Here is a 21,796-nt window from a genome sequence, read left to right on the forward strand (position 1 = left end):
CAACATCGCAATTTTGCCACCTTCTCGTCAGGTTCTCTCCACAGAAGGGGGCAGATCGTGCCGCATTTACCCTCGATATGTCTGTCCTGTCAGCGCGGCATGGGCGGTTCACTCCCCAATATGCTGTCCGCCCGATAAGGGACCGCGCTAAAGGTAATTTTAAGTAAGGAGAATGCTATGCGCACTCTTAAGTCTCTTGTAATCGCCTCGGCTGCGCTGCTGCCGTTCTCTGCAACTGCTTTCGCAGCTGACGCCATCATGGAACAACCTCCTGTTCCAGCTCCTGTTGAAATGGCTCCACAGTCCAGCTGGGCTGGTGGTTACACCGGTCTGTACCTCGGCTACGGCTGGAACAAGGTAAAGACCAACACTGACGGCGCTATCAAGCCTGATGATATGAAGGCTGGCGCATACGCCGGCTGGAACTTCCAGCAGGACCAGTTCGTATACGGTGTTGAAGGTGATGCAGGTTATTCCTGGGCAAAGAAGTCCAAGAACGGTCTGGAAGCCAAGCAGGGCTTTGAAGGCTCGCTCCGTGGCCGTCTTGGTTACGACCTGAACCCAGTTATGCCTTACATCACCGCTGGTGTTGCTGGTTCGCAGGTTAAGCTCGACAACGGCATTGAAGACGAAAGCAAGTTCCGCGTTGGTTGGACTGCTGGTGCCGGTCTGGAAGCTAAGCTGACCGAAAACATCCTTGGTCGCGTTGAATACCGTTACACTCAGTTCGGTAACAAGACATACGATCTCGGTACTGAATCGGTCCGTAACAAGCTCGACACCCACGATATCCGCGTTGGCGTTGGCTACAAGTTCTAATTACTTCGTAATTGGACAGAAAAACCGGGCAGTTTCCTGCCCGGTTTTTTATTGCGCAAATTTTATTGTCTGAATTTTTAACCGTGGGGCAGGAGCTTCGAAAGTTCCGGATGCAGTTCTTCAAAGCGCTTCATCCAGCGCTTAAGTTTTGGGCGACCACGCTCCCATTTGCCTTCAAAGCGCAGGCTTAAGTAACCCAACGTGGCTGCCACAGCCAGATGTCCGCCATGAAGCTTGCCAGCAAGGCGAGGCGGAGCTTCATTCAAAAGATCGAGTGCGCGTTCCGCCTTACGCCATTGCAGATCAAGCCATGGCTGGTGCACTTTTTCTTCCGGACGCATACGGCGTTCATAAACATGCGCGAGCAGAACATCGGACAAGCCATCCGCAATCGCTTCAAAACGTTCCGCGTCGGTGCGCTTTTCAGCATTGCGAGGGAAAAGCTTGCTGCCCGAAACACGGTTCAAATACTGCATGATCGCGCGGCTGTCGAAAACCGATTTGCCATCATCCGTAACCAATGTCGGAATCTTGCCAAGCGGATTGGCGTTGATGAGGGTTTCCGGTTCTGCAGAGGTTGTAACCACCACACTTTCAAATGGAATATCCGCATGATGGGCGGCCATACGCACCTTCGCGCTATACGGCGAGGCGGGTGAATAGAGAATCTGTGTCATATTCATTCCTGAGTGAGAAATTATCGAGAGCATTTCTGGCAGAATTGCGAAGCAATTTTGCGCAGGATAATGCGCAGAAACAAAAGCGAGTGCGGTTTCAACGAGCCGCGGGCATCATAACGGATCGGCTGCGACAAGCATTGTTATTGACCTGCTCGCAGGCACGGAATTTGAGGTCTTTGGTCATGCAGATGCGCACTTCCTGAAGATAGTTGCTCTTGCAGGATATGGACACGCCGTCAGGCTTCATGTCAGGATTTGCCGCAATAAATGCCTTTTCAACAAGTAACGGATCAACACGCCGGTTTCCAGCCATACTCCGGAGGCTCGGCGGAATGTTCACGTGCTGATAGGCTTGGCGAACAGTCGCGAAATAATCGTTCTGGGAGAGGCCAGAGCAGCTTCCATGCTTGCGCCACTGGTGCGCAACTAGCCCTGTTGACGGCATGATATCGGAAACGCTTGAAACAATCTGGCGGGGAACAAAGCTGCCACGGCTGCGTACATTGTCAAACTGACAATTTGCTGGATAACCCCACTCGTTTTGCGGCCAAAGGCCATGAACCACAAAGCCAAACGGACGCCTGGTGCTGCATTGCTGCTTGTTTGCTCTTGGACCCTCTAGAGCACAATAGCTAGGAGACCAGGAAAGAGACAGCACGTAAAAATCAAAATCACCGGGGCGATTATTGCCCCGGTCCTGCGCCATTACGGGTAGCGCTGTAAAAGAAGTGGCAAGAAGGGCGGCTGATAGTACCGCCAGTTTGCGCAGCATGATGTTCACGATCAGCGCAGAACGCGGCAGCTTGCGTCGTAGACAAACCAGCGGTCGAAGCCGTCAACGCAGAATTCTACATTCTGGCCTACACCGGCAAACCCCTGTCCTTCTTCTACCATGTACCAAACCGAACGGTACTGACCATCGCTGAGAACCGCAGTGGCCTTGCAATAGGTGCGTTCGATCTGAGCTGGATTGTTCTTTGGTTCATAACGGGTGAGGCGAACATCGCTCATGGCCGAAATACCAACCTGCGGCAGGTTCGGAACATTGCGGACCTGATAACCAAAATCAGCAACGACACTGCGCAAAACGCCTTGCTGGCTGCAAAGACCGGCATCGCCGACGGATGCCGGAGCCGATGTGAGGTAATCAGCGGCGCTTGCGGGCAGGGAAGCGAACGTCAGGGGAAGAACCGAAGCGGCCAGAAGGGCTGCCCGAGAAAACTGTCCGATGCGATCCAACTTGCGTTGCATGTCTCTATCCTGTCTCACAATTCGAGCATGAAGCTCGTTTTTCCAAACTTGTCTGGGCGCAGTTTCATTCAGCAATTGGAAACGGTCAAGTACGATCCGTCTCACCGCGTATCCATTGAATGCTGAAATTGCCCCCCTTTTCTTCGCTAAGCAACTTGGTAAGGCAGGGAAGCAGGATTTGCATCTCACTTTCCAGTGTAAAGGGCGGGTTCACGACAATCATTCCTGTGCCATCAAGACGAGGTTCCAGTGACTGCGCGCGAATCGCAAGTTCGATCCGCATGATTTTCGGAATCTCTGTTTCGCGCAGACGCTTCGAAAACCGCTCCGTCTCTTTGCGGTCCTTCACCGGATACCAGAACGCATAGGTTCCACCGGGGAAGCGCTTGTAGGCCTTAACGAGCCCATCCACGAGACGGTCGAATTCGCCTTCTATTTCAAACGGCGGATCAACAAGCACAAGCCCACGCTTTTCCTTGGGCGGCATATGCGCACCAAGCGACAGCCAACCATCAAGTTCAATGACGCGCGCCTGATAATCGCCATCAAACAGCTTTGCCAGCTTTTTGGCATCTTGCGGGTGCAGCTCAATCGCTGAAAGACGATCCTGCTTGCGCAGCAGGTGTCTCGTCAGGAGCGGTGAGCCTGGATAATGCTTGAGCTTATTTCCTTTGTTCACCGTACGAACTGTGTCGAGATAAGGCTCAAGCAGTTCTATCGCCGCTTGTGGAATTTCTCCTTTTTCGACCGCATCCATCACACGACTGATACCGCCGGTCCACTCGCCGGTTTTCTCAGCTTCAGTGCCGCGCAGATCGTAAAGACCGATACCCGCATGGGTATCAATCACACGAAAGGCCTGATCCTTGCGCTTGAGATATTCAACGATGCGGGAAAGGATGACGTGCTTGACGACGTCAGCAAAGTTCCCGGCGTGATAGGCGTGACGGTAATTCATGTTCGCGCTTGTTTCATGCCTCGTCGCTTTCGGCAATATCCCAGCTCAGTTAAATATGACATAAAACTGTCATCATCCGCTCTCATCTGAGTCGAGCTTTGCATGTCTGGTAGTGTTCTGCTGATAGTCCTTTGTGGCGCGTTTCTTCACGCAAGCTGGAATGCTATCGTAAAGGGGAGTGGCGACAAGTTTTTCGCAGCAGCCAGTGTTACTGGTGCAGCGGGATTAGTCGCTGTATTTTTCTTACCCTTTTTGCCGCTGCCGCATCCGTCGAGCTGGATATTTATTGGCCTATCCACGATCACGCAGGCCTTTTATATGTCGCTGGTTGCTGCCGCCTACAAATCGGGCGACATGAGCGAAGCCTATCCGATTATGCGCGGAACGCCGCCCCTGTTGGTGGCGCTGGTCAGCGCGCCACTGATTGGCGAAGTGATGGGCTGGCGTAGCTGGATCGGCGTAATCCTGATCTGTTCGGGCGTTCTGGCTATGGCGCTAGAAGCAAGGCGTCGTAACGGTGGCACTTCCAGCAAAACTGCTCTGATTGCTTTAGCCAATGCGGGCTTTATCGCAGCCTATACCATCATTGATGGCGTTGGGGTGCGCGCGTCGGGCCATACCTTGTCCTATACGCTGTGGTTGTTTCTGATAAATGCCTTCCCGCTCACTGGCTGGGCGCTCTATCGTGAGCCGGATCGGTTTCTAAACTATGTGCGTAACCGCTGGCGTCCATCGCTGGTTGGAGGGCTAGGGACACTGGGCTCATACGGCCTTGCCCTGTGGGCGATGACAATGGCGCCGATTGCAGTAGTCGCAGCTTTGCGAGAGACAGCGATCCTGTTTGGTGTGCTGATTTCTGCATTCATTCTCAAAGAGAAAGTCGGCTTGCCACGTTTTCTGGCTGCCGGTCTCATTGTGTTGGGTGCTATCACCTTACGGCTTTCATGAAAATTTATTTCGTCGCAGGTGGTTCAATCCATCAGAAATTCGTTTCTGCCAAAGCGAGCTTGCGCTAAAAAAGCTTTATGACCCAGCTATCATCCAGATCGAACATCAAAATCGGACATTCAGCTTGTCCACATGATTGCCCGTCCACTTGCGCGCTTGATATTGAGCTACTGGATGAGCGCACTATTGGCCGTGTACGCGGCGCGAAGGATAATAGCTACACTGCGGGTGTGATTTGCGCCAAGGTCGCACGCTACGCGGAACGTGTTCATCACCCTGACCGCTTGAAGCATCCGCTCATTCGTACTGGCCGCAAAGGCGAGGGCGAATGGAAGCAGGCCTCATGGGATGCGGCGCTTGATCTGATTGCAGAACGCTTTCTCAAAGCCGAAGAAACATATGGCAGTGAAAGCGTCTGGCCCTATTATTACGCGGGTACAATGGGGCTGGTGCAACGAGATTCCATCAATCGCCTGCGTTTTGCCAAGCGTTACTCGAACCAGTTCGACAGTTTCTGCACCAATATGGCATGGACTGGCTATTTTGCCGGAACCGGAAGTCTGACAGGCCCAGACCCGCGCGAGATGGCAAAGGCCGATGTGGTTGTCATCTGGGGCACCAATGCTGCAGCCACACAGGTCAATGTGATGACCCATGCAGTGCGCGCTCGAAAAGACCGCGGTGCCAAGATCGTCGTCATCGACATCTACGCCAATGCCACCGTCCGACAGGCGGATATGGGCATTGTGCTCAAACCCGGTTCCGACGGTGCTTTCGCTTGCGCTGTCATGCATGTTCTGTTCCGTGATGGTCTTGCCGACTGGGATTATCTTAATCGCTACACCGACGACCCCAGGGGGCTGGAAGCACATCTTGGTCCCCGCACACCTGAGTGGGCAGCTGAAATCACCGGCCTTAGCGTCGAAGAGATTGAGGCGTTTGCGCATCTGGTGGGTAAGACCAAGCGGACTTATTTCCGCCTTGGCTATGGTTTCACACGCCAGCGTAATGGTGCGGTCAACATGCACGCAGCTGCATCAATTGCCTGTGTGACCGGCGCATTTTTATATGAAGGCGGCGGCGCATTCCATTCCAATTCCGGCATATTCAAGATGGACAAGCGCGAGATCGAAGGTCGCGCGATGCAGGATATGAATATCCGATTCCTCGATCAGTCCAAGATCGGGCGCATTCTGACGGGTGATAGCGAAGCGCTTTATGGTGGTCCACCAGTGACCGCGATGCTGATCCAGAATACCAATCCGATGAATGTGACGCCGGAGCAGCGTCTGGTGCGTGAAGGTTTTGCTCGCGAAGACCTTTTTGTCGCTGTGCATGAGCAGTTCATGACAGATACGGCCAAGATGGCCGACGTCGTTCTGCCTGCTACGACCTTCCTTGAACATGACGATATTTATCGTGGCGGCGGTCAGCAGCATGTGGTGCTTGGGCCCAAGTTGATTGAACCGCTTGCGGAGGCGCAGCCGAACATCTTTGTGATCAACGAACTTGCAAAGCGGTTAGGCGTTGCGCATTTGCCCGGCTTCGACCTTGATGAGCGCACGCTGATCGACAATATGAATGCCAATAGCGATCTCCCGCATTTCGATGAACTGAAGGAAAAGCGCTTTGTCGATTTGCAGCCGCCATTTGAGGAAGCGCATTACATTAACGGCTTTAACTGGCCGGATGGCAAATACCGCTTCCGTCCCGACTGGACTGGAAGCCCATCGCCCAACAAACCGCCGGAAGTCATGGGTCTGCAAGGACCGCATCAGTCGATGCCGGAATTTCCAGATTATTGGAATGTGATTGAGGCTGTGGATGCAGACCATCCATTCCGCCTTGCAACATCGCCAGCGCATAATTTCCTAAATTCTACATTTGCCGAAACGCCCACATCGCTTGCCAAGGAAATCAGGCCAGAGCTTCTCATCCACCCGGACGACGCGGCTGATCTTAATATTACTGATGGTGAGCGGATTGAAATCGGCAATCATCGCGGTGAAGTCGTGCTTCATGCCGTACTGCGCGCTGGTCAAAAACGCGGCGTGGTGGTGTCGGAGGGTATTTTTCCGAATTCCACATTTGAGCGCGGTGAGGGAATTAATACTCTGATTGGGGCCGAGCCAGCTGCCCCTTATGGTGGTCTGGCGGTTCACGACACCAAGATCTGGGTCAAGAAAATCACTGGATAATAAAAGCCCGCGCCGAACAAATGCTCGGCGCGGGCTTTTGTATTTATCAAGTTGATTAGCCTGCGTAGTTCAGCTTGAGCTTGGAAAGGCCAACGGCTGCGTTGAGACCTTTCTGACCCTGAAGCGAGATAGGCTGCAGGGAGATCGTCTTCCACGAGCCACCGGTCAGAATGTTGGTGCCGGCGCCGATGCCAATCGCGGCATTTGCCGAAGCGCCGACGTAACGGCCCTTCAATGCGCCTTCAGGGCGAACGGTTGGTGCCCAGACGGCCCATGCAATCGTGCCGCCATTGATGAAGCCTACATCAACGCCGATCTTAGTGATATTGCCGGTGTAACGTTCAACTGGGCCACGACCGTGAACAGGGCTGAACACACAATCCACATCCTGCTGGCTACCGATGATGACACCGATTGCAGGCGAAATATCGCAGGTGAGGGTGCCAACTTCCGAACGCGGCTGGGTGCGACCTGAGCCGGGAGGCGCTACGAAGTCAGCAGCAAGGGCAGGTGCGGTAATTGCGATGCCCGAAACGACGGCCATCGCCGACAGGAAGGAAGTCGAAAAACGGAGAGACATGATGTTGTCCTCTAATAAAACACAATACAGAAAGAGACGCTTATGCGACTCTCAAGGGATGCCGAAGCAAATCCCCTTACGCACTGGAATTAGGGCATTTTCACGAGAATTAAAGTTTTGTTAACGAAAAAATTCGGGTGTGATGAATTTGTCGCGCTTAATCATCTGTTTAGGCTCAGGCGCTGATCACCATTGCATCGAGTGACAATCCAGTTTTCAGCTCGCCACCAGCAAACTTTTTGAGCGCATCTGCGTATATTTTGTGTTCTGCTTTCAGCACGCGTGCGGCGAGGCTGTCTTCAGTATCGCCGTCAATAATCGGAACGGCAGCCTGTGCCAGAATAGGCCCTTCATCCATACCTTCCGTTACCAGATGCACGGTGCAGCCTGCTAGTTTCATGCCAGCATCAAGCGCACGCTGATGCGTGTGCAGGCCGGGAAACAGCGGCAGCAGAGAAGGGTGAATATTGAGGATACGCCCCTCGTAGGGTGCAATGAATTTACCGGACAGAAGCCGCATATAGCCCGCAAGGCAAATGATATCCGGGTTAAGTAGCGCAAGAGCTTCAAGGATTGCATCTTCATGTGCATCCTTCGAGGCATATTCCTTGCGGACGAAAACTTGCGTTACGATACCAGCGGCTTGTGCTTTCGCCAGGCCGCCAGCATCAGACTTATCGGAAAAGACTGAAACAATTTCAGCCGGAAAATCGGGTGTTTGAGCAGCTCGAATCAGCGCCTCCATATTGGAGCCGCCGCCCGAGATGAAAATAACGACCCGCTTGTGGCTCATAGTGCCAGTGTACCCTGATAGACAACGCCTTCACCTTCGCGCTTAACCATGCGGCCGAGCGTAACGACGTTTTCGCCTTCGGCGGCGAGGCTAGCTACCACTTCATCAACCTTGTCAGGCATGACAACCGCAATCATGCCGACGCCGCAGTTGAAAGTGCGCAGCATTTCGAGTGGCTCAACACCGCCGGTCTTGGCAAGCCAGGAGAACACGGCTGGCATCTTGATTGCGTTGAGATCGATTTCTGCAGCAAGACCGTCCGGCAGAACACGTGGAATGTTATCCGGGAAGCCACCGCCAGTGATGTGTGCCAGGGCCTTGATGCCATCCGAAGCGCGGATTGCAGCCAGTAGTGACTTCACATAGATGCGGGTAGGCTCTAGCAGAGCTTCGCCAAGCGTTGCTCCAGACTGGAATGGTGCATCGGATTTCCAGCCAAGGCCGGACATTTCAACAATGCGACGCACCAGCGAGAAGCCGTTGGAATGGACACCTGACGAGGAAAGGCCGAGAATGACGTCGCCCTCGGAGATATCGCCGCGTGGCAGAAGACGATTGCGTTCTGCAGCACCAACCGCAAAACCGGCCAGATCGTAATCGCCATCGCGATACATGCCGGGCATTTCAGCGGTTTCACCACCGATCAACGCGCAACCAGCCTGAAGACAACCTTCCGCAATGCCGGAAACGATAGCCACACCTTGATCAGGCGACAGCTTGCCAGTTGCGAAATAGTCGAGGAAGAAAAGCGGCTCCGCACCCTGAACGACGAGATCGTTCACGCACATGGCCACAAGGTCGATGCCGACCGTGTCATGCTTGTCCGCATCGATAGCAATTTTGAGCTTGGTGCCAACGCCATCATTAGCCGCAACAAGAACAGGGTCGGTAAAGCCTGCAGCCTTGAGATCGAACAGACCACCGAAACCACCAATTTCACCATCAGCACCCGGACGGCGCGTGGAGCGGACAAGCGGCTTGATCTTGTCGACCATCAGGTTGCCTGCATCGATATCGACACCAGCTTCCGCATAAGTCAGTCCATTTTTCTTGGCGGGGTTATTCTCAGTGGTCATCACCTGCTCCTGAAACTGGCCTGAAACGGGGCTGTGCCCCTTTTGGGGAATATTTACCGGCGCAATGACATGAGATTGCTTGTCCTGCAAGGCCGAGAGGCTGGAAAAGCGCAAAACAGCGTAGGAATCTGCCGAAATTTTGGGTGGTGTGGATTTAGTGTAACCTGTCTATGCACGGCGAGCGGCTCACTCATAATCATTGCAATCTTTTTGCGACGATCTAACTATCTTTATCTGCCTGCGCTTACGAGAATAGTAACATCGTCATATTATAGTTGAGACGCGGGAAATATCTTTGCAGAGAATGGATCAATATGGCCAAGAAACCAGCGCCTGTGCGTGACACGACGAGTAAGACGATACAGCAGTCAGAGGCTGTGGCACGCGATGGCGATATTCACGTGAATGTGGAAGTGGGCGGCTTTACCGGTTCTGTCGTCCGCCGTCAGGCCATGTTCTGGACCTGTACCGTTGCGATATTCCTACTGTTTCTTGTGGTTTTCAGCCCAGTTTTGCTGCCATTCGTAGCGGGTATGGCGCTGGCCTACTTCCTTGATCCTGTGGCCGACAGGCTGGAGCGGTTAGGGTTATCACGACTGGCCGCAACAATTGTCATTCTGCTCATCTTTCTGATGATCCTGGTCATAGGGCTGATGATTATCATCCCGATTCTGGCAACACAGCTCGCGGATTTCATCTCCAAACTGCCGGATTACATCTCGCAGCTTCAGGCTCTGATGGCCAACGAAAATTCCGGTTGGCTGAAGCGCTATATCGGTATCGATAGCTCTGTCATTCAAGAAAATCTCAGCACGTTGCTGCAACAAGGCGCCGGTTTCCTCTCCACATTGCTCCAGTCCCTGTGGAATTCGGGGAAATCTCTCATTGATATTGCGGGTCTTTTCATAGTTACGCCGGTGGTTGCATTCTACATGCTGCTCGACTGGGATCGCATGGTTGACCGCATCGATTCATGGGTTCCGCGTCGGCAACTTTACACCGTCCGCGGCATTGCGCGCGACATGGATGCAGCAGTGGCTGGCTTTGTGCGCGGGCAGGGCACGTTGTGCCTCATTCTCGGCACCTATTATGCTATCGGCCTGACCCTGACGGGGCTTAATTTCGGCCTGCTTATTGGCTTTTTCGCAGGCCTTATCAGCTTCATTCCTTATATCGGGTCCTTCGTCGGTCTGACACTCGCAATCGGTGTTGCGCTCGTTCAGTTCTGGCCTGATTGGGTCATGATCGTGGCTGTTGCCGCGGTGTTTTTCCTGGGCCAGTTTGTCGAGGGAAATATCCTCCAGCCGAAGCTCGTCGGCTCGTCTGTAGGCCTTCATCCTGTCTGGCTGATGTTTGCTCTGTTCGCTTTCGGTTCTCTGTTTGGCTTCACTGGGATGCTGGTCGCAGTGCCAGCTGCTGCGGCTGTCGGGGTGCTTGTGCGGTTTGCACTGAATCGCTATCTCCATTCTCCGATGTACGACCCGGTCTATAAGCGCCCTCATTCCGATGCAGGGCCGCTGATCGAGGCTGGCGAGAATACAGGCAAAGAGAAATGAAATTGATGCGTAACCGGGCCAGATTTTCAGGAGCCAGACATTCTGGAGGCAGCGATGAGTGACGCGCCGCGTCAGATTCCGCTCGCTCTTGAGCATCAGCCCGGTTATCACCGCGAAGACATTATCCTCACGGGGTCAAACCGTGCGGCTGTGGATTTGATTGATCGCTGGCCGAACTGGGTTGCCCCGGTTGTGATCCTTGCCGGACCAACGGGTGCGGGTAAAACACATCTCGCAGAAGTCTGGCGCGCAGCAACAGGCGCGTTGTTGGCTGACCCTAAATCTATCAGCGAGAGTGTGGTGCATGGTGCCGCCGAATATCCTGTGCTGATTGATAATATCGGTGGTGCGCGTTTTGACGAAACGGGCCTGTTTCATCTCATCAACAGTGTTCGTCAGAATGCCGCTCTTGGGCCCGGACCTTCGCTTCTGATGACCTCGCGTCTCTTGCCTGCAAACTGGAAGGTCAAGCTCCCTGATCTGGCATCGCGCCTTAAGGCGGCAACAGTTGTCGAGATTGCGGAACCCGACGACATGCTGCTCGGTGGTGTCATTCACAAGCTTTTCGCCGACCGACAGATCAGCGTTGAGCCACATGTGGTCAGCTATTTGGTGAGTCGGATCGAACGCTCACTTTTGTCTGCAATCCAGATTGTGGATCGCCTTGACCGCGCGGCTCTTGAACAGAAGACTCGTATAACCCGCACGCTTGCGGCACAGGTCTTGTCAGAAGCCGGCCACGGTGAGGGATGAAGATAGCCGTCACCGGAGCCAGCGGATTTATCGGAAGCGCTGTTCTGCGCGAGCTGGTCGGCAATGGACACGAAACCCTCGCTCTTTCACGCAATGCGCTTTTGGCGCCACACTTTGATGGCGTTGATGCGGTCATTCATTGCGCTGCACTTGCGCATCGCACAGGCGCTGAACGACCACAGGCGGATGAGTTTGACACTGTCAATCATCGCCTGACAGTCGAGCTTGCGGAACAAGCCAGACAGGCCGGTGTACGCCGTTTTATCTTTGTCTCAACAATCTACACGATTGCAGGCAATCCATCGCCGTTAATGCCGGATATGCCGTTTTCACCGCGTGATGATTACGGCCATGCCAAAGCAACGGCCGAAGCAGCATTGCTTGCGATGCGTGGCATTGAGGTGGTTATTGCGCGTCCGGTACTCGTTTATGGCCCAGATGCACGGGCCAATCTGCGCGCTTTAATGAAGCTTTGCGACACAGGACTACCGCTTCCCTTTGGTTTGGCCGACAACCGGCGCAGTTTTGTCTCGCTGGAAAATGTGGCGCGTGCATTGGTGTTTCTCGTCAATGCAAAAAAAGATCAGGTTTCAGGCCAAATTTTCCATCTTGCCGAGCCAGAACCCCGCTCAACCCGCGAACTTGTCTCAAAAGCCCGCAAAGCAATGGGCCGTCCGTCACGGTTGCTGCCGGTGCCAGCCTTTCTTATGAAGGTTTTGCTGACGCTTGTGGGCAGACAGACGCTTTATGAGCAGCTGTTCGGCGACATGGTCGCCGATACCTCGTCGCTGCTCGCAATTGGCTTTGACTATCTGCCGGGTGATCCGCAAATCGCAGCCATGGCAACAGCCGCACAGAAAATCTAGTTTTTCTGTCCAACGGCCATTGGCGGCTGAATGCGCGCCTTCTGCACGACAGGTGCCGCTGGAGTTGGTGCTTGCGTCTTCTTGGCAATCGAGCCGGTGGTCATCATCTGTGCGCTGTCGGGCTTGTTACGGCCACCGAGCAACTGATCTTCATGGACCCAGCCAATGATGTTGGTTGAAGGCACGACCACACGATGCCACTTGCCGGTCTTACCGTAGGAGCGCATTTCGCGCCCCTTTTCGACTGTACCGATAGCCGGTGAGCGATCCCATGCATTCTTGTGAATGGTGAGTTTTGCCTTGGCATAAATCACCGATGGAGAATGAGCGGCCGTATTGGTGCCGCGCGGTGGCATCGGCAATGCGCGTGCGGATGCAGGGGGAGGCGGCGGTGGAGCCACTTTCTGCGTCGCGATTGCGGGCTTTGAAACCTCAATTGCGGCTTGCTGCACAGGCTTGGCCGGTGCCGGCGCTACCAATGCGGCCGGGCGTGGCACAGGACCCACCGCGCCAGCATAATCTCTGCTTTGCGACTTCTTTTCGACCACTGCCTTCTCGGCAGGTTGTCTGGCTTCAACCTTGGCAGGAGCAGACGAAGTGGTTGTCGGGACAGTGCGCTGGAACAAGGCGGTCAATGCTGCTTGCGGGCTTTTATGTTGAGCCGTTGCCCACAGGCTAAACGCACCCAATCCCAAAATAGCGCCAAGCGCCAGAATTGGTGCTGATGAACCTGAACTGTTCTTGCGCCCGGTAGAACGCCCGGTTGAGCGTTTTGTCGGGCGGGAACTCCGTTTCCGTGGCGCCATTTTTCATGTCCCCTGTCCGAATCGCGACAGGAAGACACTACCGAGTCTTCCTTCGCATTTCGTTACCAGGGTTTTTATCAGACCGAGCGGGTGAGGCCGCCATCCACGCGCAGGTTCTGGCCCGTGATGTAGGCAGCACCTTCGGAGGCAAGGAATGAAACCGTCGCAGCGATTTCTTCGCTTTTGCCATAGCGCTGCATAGGCACGCTATCCCGGCGTTCTTCTGTTGCTGGCAGACTGTCGATCCAGCCCGGCAAAACATTGTTCATACGGATATTGTCTGCCGCATAGGTGTCGGCGAAGACTTTTGTAAACGAGGCCAAACCAGCACGGAAAACTGCTGAAGTCGGGAACATCGCGCTTGGCTCAAAAGCCCATGCAGTCGAGATATTGATGATCGTGCCGGATTTTTGCTGTTGCATGATAGGGACAACAAGACGGCTCGGACGAACGACGTTCAGGAAATAGGTGTCGAGCCCCTTGTGCCAGTCCTCATCTGTAATATCGAGAATCGGTGCGCGAGGGCCATGGCCGGCACTGTTAACCAGCGTGTCGATACGGCCCCATTTTTCGATCGTGAGATCGACAAGCTTCTTGAGGTCGTCAGCTGACTGGTTTGAACCGGTCACGCCGATGCCGCCCAATTCCTTGGCCAGTGCTTCACCTTTGCCTGATGATGAGAGAATTGCGACGGCAAAGCCATCCTGTGCGAGCTTGCAAGCGGATGCAGCCCCCATGCCACTGCCGCCTGCTGTGATGATTGCAACTTTCTGTGCCGACATTTCCTGATCCTAACGTAATGAAACTTTCCGATGCGCTGAAAGTAGCGGACGGGTTTGAAATCCCAAGTGAATTTTCTTGATTTTAAGATTTTATAGCGTTGTTCGGACAATAAAAAACGCCGCGAAAGCGGCGTTTAATCAAAGTAGATGGAATGGATTATTCCTGGCCGGATGACTTGTTGCCCGAAAAGGCTTCACCGGAAACAGGCTCATTGCTTTTCTGGCTGGCCTCTTTTTGCTGAACTGCATCACGAAATGCGGCCCACTCATTTTCGTGGCGACGGTACAGTGCATCTGAAGTCTGGATATCCATTTCTATCCTCCGTTGTCGTGGCAACGCAAATAACATGGGCAGAGCAGAATCGTTGCATCACAAACGGTAAGCGTTTGAAATCTTAATCGGTTTATATGTTTATAACCGTTTTAAGTCGCCTACTTATTGGTGTGCCTGACCGTTTCAATCATCCTAAAAGATTAGTTTTCTTGAATGGAAACGCCACCTTCACCGATTTTCATTTCAATGCCGGATGGTTTGGTTTCTTCCTGATAGGTATAAATAGCAAAACCTGCCACGACGACGATGAGAGCACCGATGATCAGATAAAGTCCGTTGCGATTCACTCTGAAACTCCTGAAATTTGAGGATGTAAAAGAAACGCCTGAACCCGTCGTTGGTTCCTGACCTTCTGCTTAACGTTGAAAACTGCAAATAAGCGTAAGGCTGTGAATAAAATTCGAAAAAGCTGTTTTTATCGCTTGCTTTATATCTGGCGATTAACTAGGAAAAGGCCGCTTACAAAGCACGGAGCGTAGCGCAGCCTGGTAGCGCATCTGGTTTGGGACCAGAGGGTCGGAGGTTCGAATCCTCTCGCTCCGACCATTTTTCTTACAGATAATTTGACAAGATGAGTATGTCGCAGTGAGTTGCTGTGGCGTGTGCCTTTATCGCGTTGACATGGTGCAGCGTGTAAACTATTGCCTTGTTGAAATTATCGGCCTTCGGGCACAAGACTATAGATCAAGGTTCTTCAAATGGTTGCACGTATTTACCGTCCAGCTAAGACCGCAATGCAGTCTGGTAAAGCCAAAACAGAAAACTGGCTTCTGGAATATGAGCCGGAAAGCGCTCGCAAGGTTGAGCCTTTGATGGGCTACACATCGTCTGGCGACATGAAGAGCCAGATTCGCCTGTCATTTGACAGCCGCGAAGATGCGATCGAATATGCGACCCGTAATGGCATTGCATATCGCGTGATCGAGCCGCACGAAGCAAAGCGCCGCAAGGTTTCTTATTCGGATAATTTCAGCTTCTACCGCGTTCAGCCTTGGACGCATTAACAGTTTAAAACCGCTACATGTTTCGCCTTAAATCCAGTGTGATTTTGAGGATAATGAAGTAGCAGCTTTTCCCGGCCCAACACATTGTGTTAAGGCCGGGTTCTGATGGTGAGGTCCCGTAGCTCAGCTGGATAGAGCACCGGCCTTCTAAGCCGTAGGTCACTGGTTCGAATCCAGTCGGGATCGCCATCAAATCAAAGATTTAGTCGGATTGATTTCCCAAAGTTCCAATTTTCTGTAGCGCTTAAGGTCAGAACTGAGCAGAAGCTAGCGATGAGAGATTGCACGCCGCTACAGGCACGAGAAAATTTTTAAGCCTAGGTCAGTATCCTGCGCGCTCGGATCAAAAGCTTCGATTATTAAAGCGATGGGAAAGCTAGCCCGCAGTAGTTGGGCTGCTGGTGGCTCGACGTAGCGCGCATCTTGCAAGGCTTTGATTAATGGGGGAGGCGCGTTAGCGCCTACCTCAACTTTGTATCTGGCTGCTGAAATCAATAAAGACCAGTGTGCCAAACCGCGACTTTTAATTACTTCTTTGTTTTTGCGGTATCTTTAATTTGCGTAGGGAAGCGTCCAGCCAATGGGCTGGATGGGGTTTCGGTTGCCGCTGATTTGTCTTTCTTTGGTTTCCGCACTTCACGATTGCTACGTACTTGGCCTTTTGCCATGATGAACACTTTCTTGCTTATGAGCGGAAGGTTCCGGATCTGCACAGGTGTCCGTTCAGATCATTGTGCTCAAGATAGCAACAGTATCACCAATGTTGATAAACGACGTATCAATTCGAAAGAAACTCATCCAAATATACACATTCCCGCGAATGCTCGGACGCGCTTATGCAAGACTTATTGTGCTGAGCTGCCTTCGGCGCCGGTCGTGGTGTGAAGCGTATCTGAGGTAAGGCTAGCGAAGTCGCCTTGGGTGACGGGAGGGGCAGCATCAAGTGCACTTATTCCATGTCAGGAATATCGCCATACTGAAATATGATGGCAGGTGGTCCATATTCGCCAATATCGGGATCGGCTTCTCTGCTCCACGCCACTATACCGATATGTTTCCCCTCTAGCGCTTGAGCTGTGCGCAGAGCGCGGCCCTCGGTCTCAAACGCGATGGGGTCAAAAGCAGGAACTAATTCCCCGTCATCGTTCCGGTCAAAGGCCGCAACCACAATAAGTCGTGCCGCCGTCATTTAATTTACTTTCCCTTGGTGTCGAGATCTAGCTCCGCATTTATTTCAGCATCATTTGCGGATTTCTTTTTAGAAGCCTTTCCCTTGCCTGTTTTGGGTTCAGGTTGACGGTCGGGTGAGCTCGTAAATTTGATTGCCATGGAATTCTTATATTACCTCTGAAGCATTTCCAGAAAACTGCGAAGTGGTTTTGCGTGAGGATAATGCGTAAGTACAAATAATTAGAGCTGTTCCGGCGACAGGGTCTTGAGTGGAGCCGCTCTAAATGCGAACGTTCTTTAAATGTTCTTATTTCGCACGTAAGTCAACAGGCCTTGCAGTCGATCCAGAAACTAATTTATCCTGAACCGATCTGTCACAACACAAAGCGAATGTGCTCATGGCTTACTGGCCGTGTGGTCCGTCACCGCTACGGGAACGCGGGACGAATCTCGGACCACGATCACGCGGACCATCCCAATGTCGACCGCCCCGATCCCATCCGCGTCCACGGTCCCAATTGCGATCACGGTGCCAACGTCCACGATCCCATCCGCGACCGCGATAATAGTCACGATCCCACCGATCATTACGATCATTGAGCGCGGCGCCAATGGCTACGCCCGCAATCAGTGGAATACCAATCAGTGCTGCGTTTCGGCCAAAGTCGTCTGAATAGCCGCCGCTCGATCCTTCACGCATTGCGAGATAGCGAGATGAGGCCCAGCCCGACAAGCCGCCATAGCTGATCTGGCACCAACCATAACCCGACGTGCAGCCTCGCACGTTGACGGGCGCACGGCTTGGGATGCTACCAAGTGCAGCATAGCCTGTGCCCGGACCTGTGCGGACATTAAGGTTGGTTGTCACGATTGCATTAGCAGCCTGTGCTGCACCCGCAGAAAAGACGCCTAATGCAACTATTGCTGCTTTGAAAGAAAGTCTCATCGGGGTTCTCCCTGAACAACTCCATTGGTTAATAAACGATGAAGGTAGGTAAGAAGTTCCCGTTGGTCCGTTTGTCGCGCACGCTTCAGCGACGGTGACGCAGAATGACGGCAATGGCTAAACCCGCCAGGCCGATAGCGATAACACCCTGCAACACGAAAACCCAGTTCATCATGGCATTTCCTTTTGGTGCTTTCAGCACCTCAAATCGGAAGAAACTAATCTGACTGGTTCCCTACCGCATTTATTAGGCATGTGAAACGGGTATGTATTGTTCCCAGCTTACAGCTACGGAAACATTACATTTTTTTAATCAAGCTATTCATGTTTCGTTCATCTGGCGGGGCGGACTATTGGCATCTTAAACTCAAGAAGGAAACCATGATGAAGCCGATTGTTCTCGCGCTAACCGCATTCTCGTTTCTTGCTGCACCTGTCGCGATGGCGCAACACCAGCCTTCGTCTCAAAGCAAATCACAGAAGGTTCAACAGCATAAAAGTGGTCCGAAACAGGAAGTTCGCAAGCAACAAAGCTGGAAGAAGGGCAATCGCTTGCCTGCAAACTATCGTGGTAATCAGGTGAAGAATTACTCGCAATATAAGTTGAGCAAGCCACCGCGTGGGTATCACTGGGTGAAGGTTAATAATGATTATCTTCTGATAAGTGTAGCATCAGGTATTATATCTAATATTGTTTCTGGCCGATGATGGCACAGATCAATAAAAAAGCGACTGTTGTGTCGCTTTTTTATTTGTTAACTATTCATCACGACCAAAGTATTTGTTCTTGATGGCAGCAAGTTCTTCATTTTCCTGAAGGCTGATAATTGCAATGGAAGCGGACTTTACAAGGTCGCTATGGCGCGGGAAGGCGAAGCCATATTTGTCTGGACTAAAGATATTCCCGACCATTTCAACCGGCTCGTCTGGATGCTTGTGTGCATAGTATTCTAGCACCGGGCTGTCGCCGACAATTGCCGAAATTTCATCGTTTGTCAGTGCGGTCACCGCTTCGGGTAGGTGGTCGAAGGTCACTGTCGAGATTGAGCGAGCGGCCATCATCTGTTCCGCAATACTGCCCGCACGCACACCCACAGTCTTGTTTTGTAGATCAGCTAGGTTGTTGATGTTGTTGGAGATATGCGCAACGGTCATAACGCTGGTAACGGAGGACGTTACATAAGCCACCACGGCAATGCCGAATACAAGCCAGAACGCCTGCCAAATACGACCCGCCCATCCAAAGAGATTCTTACGAGAGCTTTTGCCTGAAGTGGCAAGTGAAACAACGTGATAGAAGCTTTCTGCCAAGCCTTCCAGCCAGCGGCGTGGGAAGTTTTGGTCGAACCGGCGGTCAAAGAGCGTTAGCAGAATAGTGGCAATCAGAATGACAATGCCGATCCAAGCATAGGTTGCGAGGTGGCCGGCATTTTCCAGATCGCCGATCAGATCCTCCCAGCCATTGCCGGCTTGCGTATGCACCATGATCCGCAGGCCTGCATCAAACCATGGATGGGTAAAATCGACGACTTCAGCGCGCTTTTCGGTGATGGTGATGTTTGTAACAGCTGCATCAACTTCGCTCTCCGAGACAGCCTTCACCAATGCATTATAGTTCGGATATTCGATGAACTGAGATGCTAACCCCAGACGCGTGCTTACACTGCTCCAGAGGTCGACCGCCATTCCGGTGAATGTATCGCCCTGTTTGCTGACAAAAGGCTCGCTGACGTAAACGCCGACTTTCACCTGACGTAAAGGTGCGTCCTGCGCCGCAGTGGGGAACACAGAGAGTGTCAGAAAGAAGAGTGCTACTAGACTCTGTGCGAAGAAAATAGCCGGTTTTTTAGTCAAATTCTGCGATAACACTGTCACTAGCCGAAATTTTATTGCCGATAGTCAGCGAGTATAGATATTTCAGCAAGCAATGGAAGCAAAAGGATAGTGTTGTTAGCTTTATTATTTGATATTTATATATAACTTATATTGCATTTAAAGTGAACCCGTTCGATATCGTGCTTTATAACGCAAAACGTCGATCTGAGGCACTCAGATCGACGTTGTAACAGCGGCGTTTGTAGCGCGCCAAATAAGGCGCGCTTTTGTTATTCAGATTGCGGCAAAGCCGTTTTCAAGATCTGCGATCAGGTCAGGAACATCTTCTAGGCCTATTTGCAGGCGAACGACTGGACCTGGGTAATCGCCCTTGGCGACTGTGCGATCTTTCAGACCGACTTCATTTGCAAGGCTTTCATATCCGCCCCACGAATAGCCCAGCCCAAAAATATCGAGCGCATTCAGGAATGCGTGGGCCTCTTGGCGTCCACCGCTCTTGAGCACGAAGGCAAACACACCCGACGACCCTTTGAAATCGCGCTTCCAAAGTTCATGGCCGGGATGGCTTTCAAGCGCTGGGTGCAGCACACGATCGACAGCTGGGTGGCTTTCCAGCCAATGCGCAACCTCTAGCGCGCTTTTGCGATGATGTTCGAGACGAACGCCCATCGTGCGCAAGCCGCGCAGAATCTGATAGGCGTCATCAGGCGCCGCACACAGACCAAGCGTACCATGGGTTTCTAGCAACTGCGGCCAGCATTTTTCGTTGGCCGAAATAGTTCCGAACAAAATGTCGGCATGGCCCGACGGATACTTTGTGGATGCGTGGATACTGATATCGACGCCAAAATCCAGCGGTTTGAAATAGAGCGGTGTTGCCCATGTATTGTCCATCATGACAATAGCGCCAGCCTTGTGAGCCGCGTCAACGATAGCCGGAATGTCCTGTATTTCGAACGTGTTGGAGGCAGGCGATTCCGTGAACACCACTTTGGTGTTGGGGCGCAAAAGCTTGGCAATGCCTGAGCCGATCTCCGGATCGTAATATTCAACCTCAATGCCCATACGCTTCAAGATCGTATCAGCGAAGTGGCGGGTCGGATTGTAGATCGAGTCGACAAACAGAACGTGGTCGCCGGGCGACAGGAAGGCCAGCAAGGGAATTGTGACAGCGGCCAGTCCTGACGGGACGCAGACAGTCCCAGCAGACCCTTCCAGCGCGTCGATTGCCTTGCACAATGCTTCACTAGTTGGCGTTCCTCGGGTGCCATAAGTGTATTTTTGATTGCCTGTCGCCATGGTTTGCGCATCAGGAAACAGGACCGTGGAAGCGCGCACGACGGGTGGATTAACGAACCCGTGATAGTCGCGAGGCTCGTACCCATCACGGGTCAAGCGCGTGTTTATGCCCAGCTTTTCTGTCTTGTCCTGCTTGTTAGTCACGAAATTGCCTCCAGGCCGTGTTGCATGCTGATCTACCGACTCTCATTTGGAGAGTTTTGTAAACTTGCGTCCATCGGAAACAATTTTGCAACGGAATGTGTTTGTGTCCGCTTCCGGTGGATACTTCCAATTTATTGGATAAAGCGCGCATGGGGCGGATGCAACATCGAGCTTTGTAACAGTGATAATGTAAACCAGAGAAAGAGTAATCTCGATATGCCCGATCTGAATAAGCGTAAAGCCTCAAGCATTATCTTTTATCCGGTTCGCGCAGCATCGGAGCTGATAAGAGCGCTTTTGAGGCCAGCTTATCCGGGTGCGCCGTCGAGTTGGACAATGGAGATGACGGCACTCGTTGTGCTTCTGCCTTTCGTGTTGCTGGTTTTGCATATTTGGGACGCGCAGATTGTCCGGGCTGCAATGAACAGCGATTTCATCCTCATGGAAGTGCTTCGGACGACTACCGACCTGATTCGTACGATTGTCTGGCTGGGCATAGGTATGATCGTTTGGATGGTTACAGCACTCCTGCTTTCACCTTCCATACGTCTTAACGCGCAGCAGATACTCGTTCGCTTTCACAGCTGGGCAACGCTTGTGCTTGCTTCGATTGTAGTGGGCAGTTTTCCAACTGAGATTGGGAAGCTTGTTATAGGGCGTGCACGCCCGCTTTTGCTTGGTGAACTGGGGTCTGCGTATTTCTCACCGTTTCGCGGTGAACACTCCTACGAAAGCTTCCCGTCAGGACATTCCATGATGGCCGGTATCATGCTGGTATCACTATGGATTTTCTTGCCGCGCTGGCGATTTCTGACCGTGCCGGTCTGCATACTTTTTGTAATCAGCAGGCTTGCCGCCGGTGCTCATTACCCGACTGATGTCGTGGCTGGGCTGGTAATTGGCTTTATCGCGACGTGGTGGGCTGCTCGCTTTATGGCGACGCGAAATATTATTTTTTCTCTTGATGAAGATCAGATCATGCCACGTATATAAGCTT

At 52.5% G+C, this 21,796-nt stretch carries 24 protein-coding genes and 2 tRNA genes; 11 read left to right on the forward strand and 15 right to left on the reverse strand.

The window, feature by feature from the left end; genetic code table 11:
* The first annotated feature begins 177 nt into the window (after nucleotides 1–177).
* On the forward strand, nucleotides 178–819 hold the full coding sequence (omp25, locus tag CES85_RS12865) for an outer membrane protein Omp25 (RefSeq protein ID WP_095446350.1): 642 nt from the start codon (nucleotides 178–180) through the stop codon (nucleotides 817–819).
* Nucleotides 820–896: 77 nt separating this feature from the next.
* Here the strand turns inward: omp25 and CES85_RS12870 are convergent, their stop codons facing one another.
* From CES85_RS12870 to CES85_RS12885, 4 genes are all read right to left on the reverse strand, one after another.
* Nucleotides 897–1,496 (reverse strand): glutathione S-transferase, encoded by a 600-nt coding sequence (locus CES85_RS12870; RefSeq protein ID WP_095446351.1) that lies wholly within the window; start codon nucleotides 1,494–1,496, stop codon nucleotides 897–899.
* 97 nt (nucleotides 1,497–1,593) lie between these two features.
* A complete protein-coding gene (locus tag CES85_RS12875) occupies nucleotides 1,594–2,271 on the reverse strand; it encodes a ribonuclease T2 family protein (protein WP_095446352.1) in 678 nt (225 codons plus the stop codon).
* Between the two features lie 11 nt (nucleotides 2,272–2,282).
* Nucleotides 2,283–2,750, reverse strand: coding sequence for a hypothetical protein (locus tag CES85_RS12880; protein ID WP_095446353.1), 468 nt, complete (start codon nucleotides 2,748–2,750; stop codon nucleotides 2,283–2,285).
* Nucleotides 2,751–2,835: 85 nt separating this feature from the next.
* Nucleotides 2,836–3,708 (reverse strand): 23S rRNA (adenine(2030)-N(6))-methyltransferase RlmJ, encoded by an 873-nt coding sequence (locus CES85_RS12885; RefSeq protein ID WP_095446354.1) that lies wholly within the window; start codon nucleotides 3,706–3,708, stop codon nucleotides 2,836–2,838.
* A gap of 102 nt (nucleotides 3,709–3,810) precedes the next feature.
* On the opposite strand from CES85_RS12885, the gene CES85_RS12890 reads away from it, so the two are divergent.
* Nucleotides 3,811–4,656 carry a DMT family transporter gene (locus tag CES85_RS12890; RefSeq protein WP_095446355.1) on the forward strand — a complete coding sequence of 282 codons (846 nt, stop codon included), beginning with the start codon at nucleotides 3,811–3,813 and terminating at the stop codon, nucleotides 4,654–4,656.
* A gap of 77 nt (nucleotides 4,657–4,733) precedes the next feature.
* The gene (locus CES85_RS12895; RefSeq protein WP_095446356.1) at nucleotides 4,734–6,854 is read left to right on the forward strand and encodes a molybdopterin oxidoreductase family protein; all 2,121 of its coding nucleotides are present in this window, start codon (nucleotides 4,734–4,736) and stop codon (nucleotides 6,852–6,854) included.
* 55 nt (nucleotides 6,855–6,909) lie between these two features.
* On the opposite strand, the gene CES85_RS12900 is transcribed toward CES85_RS12895, so the two are convergent.
* The 3 genes from CES85_RS12900 to purM all read right to left on the reverse strand — a co-directional run bounded on the left by CES85_RS12900 (nucleotide 6,910) and on the right by purM (nucleotide 9,303).
* Nucleotides 6,910–7,434: a DUF992 domain-containing protein gene (locus tag CES85_RS12900; protein ID WP_095446357.1), complete on the reverse strand. Its 525-nt coding sequence runs from the start codon at nucleotides 7,432–7,434 to the stop codon at nucleotides 6,910–6,912.
* A 175-nt stretch (nucleotides 7,435–7,609) separates the two neighbouring features.
* Nucleotides 7,610–8,227, reverse strand: coding sequence for a phosphoribosylglycinamide formyltransferase (purN, locus tag CES85_RS12905; protein ID WP_095446358.1), 618 nt, complete (start codon nucleotides 8,225–8,227; stop codon nucleotides 7,610–7,612).
* Nucleotides 8,224–9,303, reverse strand: a complete 1,080-nt coding sequence (purM, locus tag CES85_RS12910) for a phosphoribosylformylglycinamidine cyclo-ligase (protein ID WP_095446359.1) — start codon at nucleotides 9,301–9,303, stop codon at nucleotides 8,224–8,226. Before purM ends, purN begins: the two co-directional genes overlap by 4 nt.
* A gap of 314 nt (nucleotides 9,304–9,617) precedes the next feature.
* Between purM and CES85_RS12915 the strand changes: the two genes are divergently transcribed.
* Genes CES85_RS12915 through CES85_RS12925 form a run of 3 tightly spaced genes read left to right on the forward strand, consistent with a single transcriptional unit; the run spans nucleotide 9,618 to nucleotide 12,478 of the window.
* Complete coding sequence (locus CES85_RS12915) at nucleotides 9,618–10,859, forward strand: AI-2E family transporter (protein WP_191793040.1); 1,242 nt, start codon at nucleotides 9,618–9,620, stop codon at nucleotides 10,857–10,859.
* Nucleotides 10,860–10,901: 42 nt separating this feature from the next.
* Nucleotides 10,902–11,612 (forward strand): DnaA regulatory inactivator HdaA, encoded by a 711-nt coding sequence (hdaA, locus tag CES85_RS12920; protein WP_208636308.1) that lies wholly within the window; start codon nucleotides 10,902–10,904, stop codon nucleotides 11,610–11,612.
* The gene (locus CES85_RS12925; RefSeq protein ID WP_095446361.1) at nucleotides 11,609–12,478 is read left to right on the forward strand and encodes an NAD-dependent epimerase/dehydratase family protein; all 870 of its coding nucleotides are present in this window, start codon (nucleotides 11,609–11,611) and stop codon (nucleotides 12,476–12,478) included. Before hdaA ends, CES85_RS12925 begins: the two co-directional genes overlap by 4 nt.
* On the opposite strand, the gene CES85_RS12930 is transcribed toward CES85_RS12925, so the two are convergent.
* The 4 genes from CES85_RS12930 to CES85_RS27435 form a co-directional block, all read right to left on the reverse strand.
* Nucleotides 12,475–13,284 carry a hypothetical protein gene (locus tag CES85_RS12930; RefSeq protein ID WP_095446362.1) on the reverse strand — a complete coding sequence of 270 codons (810 nt, stop codon included), beginning with the start codon at nucleotides 13,282–13,284 and terminating at the stop codon, nucleotides 12,475–12,477. The genes CES85_RS12925 and CES85_RS12930 overlap by 4 nt on opposite strands.
* A 77-nt stretch (nucleotides 13,285–13,361) precedes the next feature.
* On the reverse strand, nucleotides 13,362–14,066 hold the full coding sequence (locus tag CES85_RS12940; protein WP_095446363.1) for an SDR family oxidoreductase: 705 nt from the start codon (nucleotides 14,064–14,066) through the stop codon (nucleotides 13,362–13,364).
* Nucleotides 14,067–14,223: 157 nt separating this feature from the next.
* Nucleotides 14,224–14,379, reverse strand: a complete 156-nt coding sequence (locus tag CES85_RS27430; RefSeq protein WP_167388292.1) for a hypothetical protein — start codon at nucleotides 14,377–14,379, stop codon at nucleotides 14,224–14,226.
* A gap of 161 nt (nucleotides 14,380–14,540) precedes the next feature.
* Nucleotides 14,541–14,687 carry a hypothetical protein gene (locus tag CES85_RS27435; RefSeq protein ID WP_095446364.1) on the reverse strand — a complete coding sequence of 49 codons (147 nt, stop codon included), beginning with the start codon at nucleotides 14,685–14,687 and terminating at the stop codon, nucleotides 14,541–14,543.
* Nucleotides 14,688–14,869: 182 nt separating this feature from the next.
* Here CES85_RS27435 and CES85_RS12950 point away from each other — a divergent pair.
* The 3 genes from CES85_RS12950 to CES85_RS12960 all read left to right on the forward strand — a co-directional run bounded on the left by CES85_RS12950 (nucleotide 14,870) and on the right by CES85_RS12960 (nucleotide 15,593).
* Nucleotides 14,870–14,946, forward strand: a tRNA-Pro gene (locus CES85_RS12950).
* A gap of 152 nt (nucleotides 14,947–15,098) precedes the next feature.
* A complete protein-coding gene (locus CES85_RS12955) occupies nucleotides 15,099–15,404 on the forward strand; it encodes an ETC complex I subunit (protein ID WP_024897387.1) in 306 nt (101 codons plus the stop codon).
* Between the two features lie 112 nt (nucleotides 15,405–15,516).
* Nucleotides 15,517–15,593, forward strand: a tRNA-Arg gene (locus CES85_RS12960).
* Between the two features lie 760 nt (nucleotides 15,594–16,353).
* On the opposite strand, the gene CES85_RS12965 is transcribed toward CES85_RS12960, so the two are convergent.
* Together CES85_RS12965 and CES85_RS12970 are read right to left on the reverse strand one after the other, a co-directional pair.
* Nucleotides 16,354–16,593, reverse strand: a complete 240-nt coding sequence (locus CES85_RS12965) for a hypothetical protein (RefSeq protein ID WP_095446365.1) — start codon at nucleotides 16,591–16,593, stop codon at nucleotides 16,354–16,356.
* A gap of 384 nt (nucleotides 16,594–16,977) precedes the next feature.
* Nucleotides 16,978–17,520: an SH3 domain-containing protein gene (locus CES85_RS12970; RefSeq protein ID WP_095446366.1), complete on the reverse strand. Its 543-nt coding sequence runs from the start codon at nucleotides 17,518–17,520 to the stop codon at nucleotides 16,978–16,980.
* 381 nt (nucleotides 17,521–17,901) lie between these two features.
* On the opposite strand from CES85_RS12970, the gene CES85_RS12975 reads away from it, so the two are divergent.
* Nucleotides 17,902–18,228, forward strand: a complete 327-nt coding sequence (locus CES85_RS12975) for an RcnB family protein (RefSeq protein ID WP_244923282.1) — start codon at nucleotides 17,902–17,904, stop codon at nucleotides 18,226–18,228.
* A 51-nt stretch (nucleotides 18,229–18,279) separates the two neighbouring features.
* Here the strand turns inward: CES85_RS12975 and CES85_RS12980 are convergent, their stop codons facing one another.
* Together CES85_RS12980 and CES85_RS12985 are read right to left on the reverse strand one after the other, a co-directional pair.
* Nucleotides 18,280–19,374, reverse strand: a complete 1,095-nt coding sequence (locus tag CES85_RS12980; protein ID WP_095446367.1) for a transporter substrate-binding domain-containing protein — start codon at nucleotides 19,372–19,374, stop codon at nucleotides 18,280–18,282.
* A gap of 255 nt (nucleotides 19,375–19,629) precedes the next feature.
* Nucleotides 19,630–20,799, reverse strand: a complete 1,170-nt coding sequence (locus CES85_RS12985) for a cystathionine beta-lyase (protein ID WP_095446368.1) — start codon at nucleotides 20,797–20,799, stop codon at nucleotides 19,630–19,632.
* A gap of 216 nt (nucleotides 20,800–21,015) precedes the next feature.
* Here CES85_RS12985 and lpxE point away from each other — a divergent pair, with 216 nt between their 5' ends.
* Entirely contained in the window at nucleotides 21,016–21,792 is a 777-nt protein-coding gene (gene lpxE, locus CES85_RS12990; RefSeq protein WP_095446369.1) for a lipid A 1-phosphatase LpxE, read from the forward strand.
* Nucleotides 21,793–21,796 lie beyond the last annotated feature (4 nt).

This window comes from Ochrobactrum quorumnocens (assembly GCF_002278035.1).
Lineage (GTDB): Bacteria > Pseudomonadota > Alphaproteobacteria > Rhizobiales > Rhizobiaceae > Brucella > Brucella quorumnocens.